The sequence below is a fragment of the Bifidobacterium primatium genome (genome assembly GCF_002802875.1).
Lineage (GTDB): Bacteria > Actinomycetota > Actinomycetes > Actinomycetales > Bifidobacteriaceae > Galliscardovia > Galliscardovia primatium.
This window is the reverse complement of record NZ_PEBI01000004.1, coordinates 363,394-373,181: the sequence shown is the minus strand read 5'-3', so window position 1 is coordinate 373,181 and position 9,788 is coordinate 363,394. Positions and strand designations below refer to the sequence as shown.

9 protein-coding genes are annotated in these 9,788 nt (G+C 65.9%); 6 read left to right on the top strand and 3 right to left on the bottom strand.

The annotated features are described in order from the left end of the window. Window positions 1-41 precede the first annotated feature (41 nt). From CS006_RS09475 to serB, 3 genes are all read right to left on the bottom strand, one after another. The gene (locus CS006_RS09475; RefSeq protein ID WP_225432970.1) at window positions 42-701 is read right to left on the bottom strand and encodes a potassium channel family protein; all 660 of its coding nucleotides are present in this window, start codon (window positions 699-701) and stop codon (window positions 42-44) included. Window positions 702-771: 70 nt separating this feature from the next. Further along, the gene (locus CS006_RS09470; protein ID WP_243386985.1) at window positions 772-2,190 is read right to left on the bottom strand and encodes a TrkH family potassium uptake protein; all 1,419 of its coding nucleotides are present in this window, start codon (window positions 2,188-2,190) and stop codon (window positions 772-774) included. Between the two features lie 69 nt (window positions 2,191-2,259). Continuing rightward, window positions 2,260-2,937, bottom strand: a complete 678-nt coding sequence (serB, locus tag CS006_RS09465; RefSeq protein WP_100511567.1) for a phosphoserine phosphatase SerB — start codon at window positions 2,935-2,937, stop codon at window positions 2,260-2,262. Window positions 2,938-3,097: 160 nt separating this feature from the next. On the opposite strand from serB, the gene CS006_RS09460 reads away from it, so the two are divergent. The 6 genes from CS006_RS09460 (at window position 3,098) to pafA (ending at window position 9,684) form a co-directional block, all read left to right on the top strand. Further along, window positions 3,098-3,796: a DedA family protein gene (locus tag CS006_RS09460; protein ID WP_100511566.1), complete on the top strand. Its 699-nt coding sequence runs from the start codon at window positions 3,098-3,100 to the stop codon at window positions 3,794-3,796. 71 nt (window positions 3,797-3,867) lie between these two features. Further along, complete coding sequence (gene arc, locus CS006_RS09455; protein ID WP_243387016.1) at window positions 3,868-5,388, top strand: proteasome ATPase; 1,521 nt, start codon at window positions 3,868-3,870, stop codon at window positions 5,386-5,388. Between the two features lie 65 nt (window positions 5,389-5,453). Next, complete coding sequence (gene dop, locus CS006_RS09450) at window positions 5,454-7,016, top strand: depupylase/deamidase Dop (RefSeq protein ID WP_100511564.1); 1,563 nt, start codon at window positions 5,454-5,456, stop codon at window positions 7,014-7,016. 91 nt (window positions 7,017-7,107) lie between these two features. Further along, a complete protein-coding gene (locus tag CS006_RS09445; RefSeq protein ID WP_100511563.1) occupies window positions 7,108-7,938 on the top strand; it encodes an inositol monophosphatase family protein in 831 nt (276 codons plus the stop codon). Between the two features lie 78 nt (window positions 7,939-8,016). Then, window positions 8,017-8,214, top strand: coding sequence for a ubiquitin-like protein Pup (locus CS006_RS09440; protein ID WP_100511562.1), 198 nt, complete (start codon window positions 8,017-8,019; stop codon window positions 8,212-8,214). Beyond that, entirely contained in the window at window positions 8,215-9,684 is a 1,470-nt protein-coding gene (pafA, locus tag CS006_RS09435; RefSeq protein WP_100511561.1) for a Pup--protein ligase, read from the top strand. It begins immediately after the preceding gene. The last annotated feature ends 104 nt before the right edge of the window (window positions 9,685-9,788 follow it).

The following is a 9,788-nucleotide window of genomic DNA, read 5'->3' as shown; positions in this document are numbered from 1 at the left end:
GTCGCCGTCATGACGCGGTATGGCCGCCGCCGTCGGGATTCTCAGGATTCGATGAACTTGTCGATCTGCTTCTGCGATCCGAGGATGATGATCTCGCCGTTGTGACGCATCACGATGTCGTTCGAACCGTATTGGAACTCCTCGCCGGGGTTCTTCACGCCGATGACGCTCACGCCATAGCGGCCGTGCACGTCGGCCTCGGCGATGGTCTGGCCGCACACCGCCGGCGGCGTCAGCACCTTCACCACGGAATACGGGCCCTCGATCTCGATGTAGTCGAGGTAGCGGCTGGCCAGCAGATGACCGACGCGCTTGCCGCCGTCGGTCTCCGGGCGGAACACGTGGCTGGCGCCGATGCGCTGCAGGATGCGCGTGTGCTGATGCGAGATCGACTTCGCCCACACGTCGGGGATGCCGGCGTCAAGCAGATTGCCGGTGGTGAGGATCGACGCCTCGACGCTGTCGCCGATGGCGACCAGCGCGGCGTCGAAATTCGAGGCGTTGATCTGCTCCACGGCCAGCGGGTCGGAAAGATCGGCCTCCATGACCGGCACCTTGCCCGCCCAGCGGGCGATGATCATCGGATCCTTGTCGACGGCGAGCACGTCCTCGCCGAGCTCGCCCAGCGTGCGCGCGGCGGCCGTGCCGAAACGTCCCAGCCCCACGACCAGAACCGACCGGTTCTCATTGCTCGAACCCATCTGCTCATTCCTCCTCGGGCGAGTGAACAAATCCTGTAACAGTGACATCATAGTGAACCATCCGTCCCGGTCATCCGACGATGATGCTTTCCGCCGGGTATCGAACCGCCTGCGGCGGCTGCGGCTTCGAGATCGCGTATGCGACGGTCATCGGGCCCAGACGTCCGACGAACATCAGTATGGCCAGCACGTACAATGTGCCGGGATTGGCGGGATCGGCCACGCCGAGCGTATAGCCGCCCAGACCGAACGCCGAACACACCTCGAAGAGGATGTCGGTCAGGGACCGCTGGGTGATCGTCAGCAGGATCAACGATGCGATGTACACCATCGCGCCGCAGGTGGCGGTGATGGCGATGGACATGATGACCGTCTGGGTGTGCAGGCGCTTGCCGAACACGGCGTCGTCCTTGCGCCGCAGGATGGCGGCGCGGCACACCAACACCAGCACGGCGAGCGTGGTGACGCGGATGCCGCCGGCCGTCGAGGCGCTGCCGCCGCCGACGAACGTGACCATCGACATGAACAGCTTCGTCTGCTCGCTCACATGTGGCATCCACGAGATGTCGAATCCGGCCGACCTGGGCATGACCGCGGCGACGAGGGAATGCCACAGCTTCGACGAGATGTCGGAGTTCCAGAACAGCGTCTGGTTGTTCCATTCCACCAGGAGGAACCAGACGAGCGACATGGTGACCATCGACAGCGTGGTCACCATGGTGAGCTTGGTGTGCAGGTTCCAGCGCCTCGGGCCTTCAAGGCGTTTCGTGCAGCGGAAGATGTTGAGGATCACCGGGAAGCCGAGCGTGCCGACGAAGGCGCTGAGCAGGATCGGCAGGCCCACAGACCAGCTGTTGACGTAGAGGCCGGCGGAATCGGGGGTGAATCCGGCGTTGTTGTATGATGCCACGGCGAAGAACAGGGCCTCCCACAGCGAATTGCCCAGACTGCCCGAGTTGATGTGCAGCAGACCCGGCAGCAGCATGAGGAACGCCACCGTCTCCACGCTGAACGTGCACACCAGCACCACGGCGATGACCGACTGCACCTCGCTGAGTTTCGAAGCCCCCAGTTCATCGGCCGTCAGCAGCTTCTGCGATACGCGGATGCGGCGGCTGATGGTCATGGTGATCAGGGAGGCGAAGGTCATGACGCCGAGGCCGCCCAGCTGGATGGCGATGAGGATGACCGCCTGGCCGAAATACGTCCAATAGGCGGCGGTGTTGACGATGGCGATGCCGCACGTCGACAACGCCGAGACCGCAGTGAAGAACGCGGTGTTGAAATCGGTGAACTCGCCGCTGCGCGACGAGACCGGCATGGCCAGCAGGAATGTGGCCAGAAGGATTAGCACGATAAAATATGCGAGCGACAGGCGTCCCGGATGCGATGCCACCTTCTCGATGAGCGCCTTGTTCAGGGCCGTCGGGGAGGAATCCTGCGAATTGCGCGAGCCACCGCCGAACAGCCGGAGTCCGTCGTTATGCACGTCGATACGCTATCTCGCCTCTGCGACAACGCCGACCGTCGTCGCAGAGGCCATGGGAGGCCGGGAGGACTACTGCTCGTCGACGATGTCGAAGACGCGCATCAGGTCGCGCTCGTTGAGCACATGGGGGGCGGCCTGCTGCGTCTTCGGCTTGGCGCAGAACGCGATGCCGACGCCGGCGGCCTGGATCATGGGGATGTCGTTGGCGCCGTCGCCGATGGCGACGGTGTGCGCCATGTCGATGCCCATGCGTTCGGCCCACAGACGCAGGGAGTGGAGCTTGGTCTGCTTGGTGACGATGTCGCCGACCAGACGTCCGGTCAGCACGCCGTCGTGGATCTCCAGGCTGTTCGCGGTGCAGAAGTCGATGCCGGCGTCGGCGACGAGCCGGTCGGCGATCTCATGGAAGCCGCCGGAGACCACGCCGACCTTCCAGCCGCGTTCATGGCAGGTGCGGACGAGGTCGAGCGCGCCGCGGGTGAAATGGCAGCGGTCGTAGACCGTGTCCAGCACCGACGCATCCATGCCCTCGAGCAGGGCCACGCGTTCGTGCAGCGCCGCGTCGAAGTCCAGTTCGCCGCGCATGGCACGTTCGGTGATGGCGGCCACGCGCTCGCCGATGCCGGCCTCCTCGCCGAGCATGTCGATGACCTCCTCGTCGATCAGCGTGGAGTCCACGTCCATGACGACGAGTCGACGGTCCTGTTCGGCGGAGACGTCAGAATGAGAGAAAACTTGTGCGCACATTCTTCTTATTGTCGGTCGGCGTTGGACAAAGGCGACGTGGGGACGGCCGGCGTGGGGACGACGGGGGAACCGGGGAAGCCGGCGGGAAGATTGAAAGATTGTGTGTGCGGCGGACACCGAAGCCGGCCATGGCGCGCCGATGCTGGAAGAATCATGAACCATGACATTCGCGAATACCGTCACCGCGGCCGCAGCGGCCCCGGTGTGCCCCTCCGCCCAGCCCGGTCTCGTCGGCGCCATGACGGACTGGCTGGTCTCCCTGATGTCCGTGCTCGGCGGCCCCGGCGTCGGACTGGCCATCGCATTGGAATCCGTGTTTCCCCCGATTCCCAGCGAGATCATCCTGCCGTTGGCCGGATTCACCGCATCCACCGGTCGGCTGTCGCTGCTGGAGGCCATCATCTGGGCGACCATCGGCTCGCTGGCCGGCGCATGGGTGTTGTACGGGGTCTCACGATGGATAGGTCTCGAACGACTGCTGGCGATCGCCGACCGCATCCCCGGCGTCTCACGCGCCGACATCGAGAAGGCCGACCGCTGGTTCGCCAGATTCGGCTCCTGGTCGGTGCTCATCGGCCGTGTGATCCCCGTGGTGCGCTCGCTGATCTCCATCCCCGCAGGATTCAACGCCATGAACTTCGCGCGGTTCACAGGCTGGACGCTGCTGGGCTCGTCGGTGTGGAACACCATACTCATCGGCTCCGGATACCTGCTGGGCGAGAACTGGTGCTCCATGCTCGGGGCGCTCGGCGTGTTCGAGGACGTGGTCGTCGTCGTGGCGGCGCTCGTCGTGGTGGCGCTGCTGGTGCGATGGGTGCATAATCTGATAGGAAACGCGCGGAAAGGCGGCGACAGATGACTGACGCAACGGCGGAGCGGACGTCGGCGGGGGAGCACGACGACGAAGGACTGGAACAGCGGTACCGGCGGATGGCCGAGCATGCCGACGTGCTGCAGGCGAAGAACCATGCGCTCGCCCAGGCGCTGAACCGCGCCGGCAAGGAGCTGAGGCAGGCGAAATCCCAGCTGGTGAGCCTCGCCCAGCCGCCCGAGAACTTCGCCGTGTTCGTCCGCGTCGACTCCAGCCGTGTCGACGACGACGGCGTGCGGCACGCCGCCGCAGAGGTGGTGATGGGCTCGCGCCGCATGGTCGTGCCGGTCTCCGGCCTGGTGAACGTCGATCGGCTCTCCTGCGGGCAGACGGTGCTGCTCAACGAGAACATGGTGATCGTCGCCACACGTGATGTGGCCCTCGCCGGCACCGTGCGCACGCTGACGGAGATCCTGCCGTCAGGCCGTCTCGTGGTGTGCGACCAGAACGGCCAGGCCAGCGTGGTCATACGGGCCGGAGCATTGACGAACGCCGACCTGGAGCGTGGTGACCGTCTGCTGACCGACCCCTCCGGCACCATAGCCGTCGAATCGCTGCCCAGGCAGGACGAACGCGACCTCGTGCTCGAGGAGGTGCCGGATGTCTCCTTCGCCGACATCGGCGGACTCGACGCGCAGATCGACCAGATCCGCGACGCCGTGGAACTGCCGTTCCTGCATCGCGACCTGTTCGAACGCTACGATCTGAACCCGCCGCGGGGCGTGCTGCTGTATGGTCCTCCCGGCAACGGTAAGACGCTGATCGCCAAGGCCGTGGCGAATTCCCTCGCCCGGGGCAGCGGTTCTGAGGCCGGCGTGTTCCTTTCGGTCAAGGGACCGGAGATCCTCAGCAAGTTCGTCGGCGAATCCGAACGCATCATCCGCTCCATCTTCGACCGGGCGCGCAAACGCGCCGCAAGCGGCGTGCCGGTCATCGTGTTCATCGACGAGATGGACTCACTGCTGCGCACGCGAGGCTCGGGCGTCTCCTCCGACGTGGAGACGACGATAGTGCCGCAGTTCCTCGCCGAACTCGACGGCATCGAGACCCTGCACAACGTGATGGTCATCGGCGCATCCAACCGCGTCGACATGATCGATCCCGCCGTGCTGCGGCCGGGAAGGCTCGACGTGAAGATTCGCATCGACCGTCCGGGCCGAACACAGGCCGCGTCGATCCTGCGGCACTACCTGACCGACGACCTGCCGCTGGCCGCGGGCACGACCGCCGACGATCTGATCGCCGTGATGGTGGGCGACATCTTCCGCCGTGACGACAGCCGGCACGTATGCGACGTCGAGGACGACCACGGCGAATGGACGGGCGTGTACTTCGGCGACCTGATCTCCGGCGCGATGCTGAAGAACATCGTCGACCGGGCGAAGACCGCCGCGGTCAAGTCGTCGCTGGTCTCCGGTCGCGAGGCCGAACTCGACGCGACGGCGCTCGGCCGCGCCGTCGACGAGGAATGCCGCGAATCCATGGACTCCATCACCGGAGCGAATCCGAGGCAGTGGACCATGCTCAACGGCATCGACGTGAACCGAGCCACCGCCGTGGTGCCGGCCCGACGCCGGTAGGCCGGCGGCCCGGCATCGCGCCGACAAGACCGACGAAATGCTTTCGACTAAAGAGGTTTGACTATATGAGCGTTCTTCGACCAATGGGCACCGAAACCGAATACGCCGTCGTCGACAGGGCCGACCCCCGCGCCAACCCGGTGCAGTTGTCGTTCGACGTCGTGGCCGACGCCGCCGACGAGCGGACGCGGCACATCCGCTGGGACTACCGTCCCGAGGACCCCGTCAACGACGCGCGCGGATACCGGCTCGAACGCGCCGCCGCGCGTCCCGACATGCTCACCGACGCGCCGCAGCTGCAGATCACCAACACCATCGCTCCGAACGGCGGCCGCATCTACGTCGACCACGCGCACCCCGAATACTCGTCTCCCGAGACCTGCGATCCGTTCGAAGCCGTGCGCTACGACCACGCCGGCGACCTGCTCATGGCGCAGGCGGCCCGCAAGGCCAGCGCCACCACCGGCAAACGCATCATGCTGTACCGCAACAACGTGGACGGCAAGGGCGCCAGCTGGGGATCGCACGAAAGCTACCAGATCTCACGGGCCGTGCCGTTCGACACCCTCTCGGCGCTGATGACGGCGCACTTTGTCACCCGGCAGATTTACTGCGGCTCCGGCAGAGTGGGACTGGGAGAACGCAGCGAGACCGCGGGATTCCAGCTCAGCCAGCGCGCCGACTACATGCACGCCAGAGTGGGACTGCAGACCACGTTCGACCGGCCGATCGTCAACACCCGCGACGAATCGCACAGCACCGACGAATACCGCCGTCTGCATGTGATCGTCGGCGACGCCAACCGCATGGACGTGCCCGACGCGCTCAAACTCGGCACGACCAGCATGCTGGCGTGGCTGGCCGAACAGGCCCCGGCCGTCGGCTACGACCTGGACGGCCTGCTGAAACGCCTCGCGCTCGCCGACCCCGTCGACGCCATCCACACCGTATCCCACGATTTGACGCTGCGCGCCCCACTGGCGCTCGAGGACGGCGGCTCCATAACGGCATGGCAGATGCAGGTGATGCTGCGCTCCGCCGTATACGAGGCGGCGGCCGCGGCCTACGGCACCGACATCGAGGGCGAGCCGCTGTGGCCCGACGATCCCACCAGGCGCATCATGGCCATGTGGGGCACCGCACTGGAGGACGTGATCCGCGTGGCCCATGCGGACGATGCCGAACGCCTGGGCATGGCCTCGGCCGCCAGCCGTCTGGAATGGCTGCTCAAATGGCAGCTGATGGAACGCCTGCGCGTCAAGCGCGGCACGGATTGGGACGATCCGCGGCTCGCCGCCATGGACATCGCATGGGCCGCGCTGGAACCCGGGGCCTCGGTCTTCGAAGCCGTGCGGTCGCACGCATGCAGCCTGTCGGACGACGAGACGGTGCGGTCGGCCGGCGTCACGCCGCCGGAACAGACGCGAGCATGGTTCCGCGCCGCGCTCATCGACCGCTTCCCCGACGACGTGGTCGCCGCCGCATGGAAAAGCGTCACCGTGCGTACGGCCGACGGCACGCTGCACGACATCGACATCGCCGACCCGTGCGGGCATGCGGCCGGCCGATATCGCGTCGCGCTCGAATCCGCGCGCAGCGTGGACGACCTGATCGCCGGTTTGGAATGAGGCCGGCGGCCCGTACCATGGAGACGGAACACGATACGCGGACACGGATACGAACGAACGAAACCGACGATACGAACGAGGAGCATACTGCATGGATTTGCGCGAACTCGCGGTGAAGGTCTCCGCGGTGGTGAGCGAGGCCGGAACCCTTGCCTACCAGGACCAGATGAAGCCCCATGATTTCATAGAGGACGCGCGCGAGGACCGTTCCCGCAAGCGCCAGTACACCACCGTGGACGATCGCCTGGTGCGGTTCTGCCACGAACGCATCAATGCCATCCACCCCTACGAATGCTGGGAGGAGGCCGGCTCCGACCGCAAACCCGGTGAACGGTACTGGTGCATCGGCCGCATCGACGGCGCCATCAACTACATGAGGAACATGCCGGAGTGGACGGTCACCGTGTCCCTGTTCGAAGTGGACGAGGACGGTACCAACGTGCCCATCCTCGGCGTGGTGCACGCGCCGGTCCAGGGACTGACCTACATGGCGGCGAAAGGCTACGGCGCCATCCGCATCCGTTCCACGGCGCTGGGGGAGAAGCGCGAGAAGATCATGCCCTCCACCACGGCGACGCTCAAGGAGTCCGTGGTGAGCTTCGGCATGTCGTACTTCCCCGACGAATCCAAGCGCGCGCTCAACACCGCCGCCGCGCTCGCCGGCAAGCCCGCCGACATCAAGCGCGTCGGACCGGTCTCCATGGACCTGTGCAAGGTCGCCGACGGCACCTACGACGCCTACTTCGAGCCCTCGCTGCATTCGTGGGACGTGCCGGGGGTATCGGCCGGCGCAGTCATCCTGCGCGAGGCCCAGGGGCGTCTCGAACGCTGGGACGGCAGCGACATCATGTGGGGCGCGTCGAACGACGTCGTGGCGTCGAACGGACCCATCATGGACGAACTGCGCCCATACCTGCGGTGATGCGCTATCGTGCAATCGAAGCATCGAATAAACCGGATGCAGGACCGGATACCAGACCAGACAAAGGAGCGTCGCATCATGCCACAGGAACAGCGGTCGGCACAGTCGTCCGACCTCACCCAGCAGGAAACGGACCAGCAGGACGTCACCCGTCAGGAGGGCGACTTCGCCGAGCAGGCGTCGAGCCTGGATTCCCTGCTCGACGACATCGAATCCACGCTGGAGACCAACGCCGAGGAGTACGTGTCCAGCTTCGTGCAGAAAGGCGGCGAGTGAGTGCCGCAGCTACGCGACAGCCGTGACACCGGCGCCGAACATGGCCACGCCGGCGCGGAGCACGCCCACGATTTCGCCCGCATATTCGGCGTGGAGACCGAATACGGCGTCGCCGTGACCGAATCGGACAGGCCCGTGGACCCCGGACAGGTGGCGATGACGATGTTCCGCCCCGTGGTCTCCCGCTCCCGCTCCACCAACACGTATCTGGTGAACGGCTCGCGTCTCTACCTCGATGTGGGCAGCCACCCCGAATACGCCACGGCCGAGGCCGTCCGTCCGATGGACGCGCTGGCCCAGGACCTCGCCGGCGAACGGGTGATGCGCCGTCTCGCCCTGCAGGCGCAGGAGAGCCTGCACGAAGGCTATGGGCAGCGTGCCCGCATCCACCTGTTCAAGAACAACGTGGACTCCGCCGGCCACTCCTTCGGATGCCATGAGAACTACCTGCTGCGTCGACAGGTGCCGCTCAGCGCCATCGAACACGAGCTGGTGCCGTTCCTCGTCACCCGTCAGCTGTTCACCGGCGCCGGACGGTTCACCGCCGATCCGACCGTCGAGGACGGGTTCGAGATCTCCCAACGTGCGGAATTCCTCGACGATGCGGTCTCCAGCTCCACCACACGTTCACGACCGATGGTGAACACCCGCGACGAACCGCACGCCGACTCCGACCTGTTCCGCCGGCTGCATGTGATCGTCGGCGATTCGAACCGCTCCCAGACGGCGACATGGATGAAGATGGCCATCACCCACCTGGTGCTGTGCGTCATCGAGGAAGCCTGGCGAAAGGACGCCGTCAGCGAATGCGCGTCGATGACGCTCGCCGACCCGAGCGAGGCCATCCGCGCGGTCAGCCGCGACCGTACCGGCACGGCGCCGGTGACGCTCGCCGACGGCTCGACCACCAATGCGCTCGCCATGCAGCGACGCTACCACGACATCGTCAGCGGATTCATCGACCGCCACGCCGACGCGATGGCCGCCATCCTGCCGGATTACGAACAGGCGATGGCATTATGGAGCCAGGCTCTGGACGCCATCGAGTCCGGTGACTGGCGGCGGCTGGCCTCCTGGGTGGACTGGGCGGCCAAGCTCCAGCTCATCCAGGCGATGAGACGACGCGACCCGAATCTGTCGGACGCCCGTATCAGGCAGATCGACTTCGATTACCACGACATCGTCAACGGCACGATCTTCCCCCGGCTCGAACGCGGCGGCTTCATCCGCACCATGGTCGACGAGGCGCACATCGAACAGGCCGTCGAGCAGCCGCCGGCCGACACCCGTGCCGCCCTGCGCGGACGGTTCGTGCGCGAGGCGCTGCGCACCGATGCGCACTGGTCATGCGACTGGACGCATGTGTCGCTGATCGGTCCGGTGAAACTCGAGGCCGAGATGCTCGACCCGTTCGATCCCAGGCCCGACGACGCCTACGACGCCGTTCTCGACACGTTGCGTTCCCTGTGACGCATCGTCGTTGTCGTTTGCGGTCGGGACGGGATGCACGCAAAAAAGAGCCCCGCAGCCATGATGGCTGCGGGGCTCTTCTACAAGTCTTTTCGCGTTGCTGG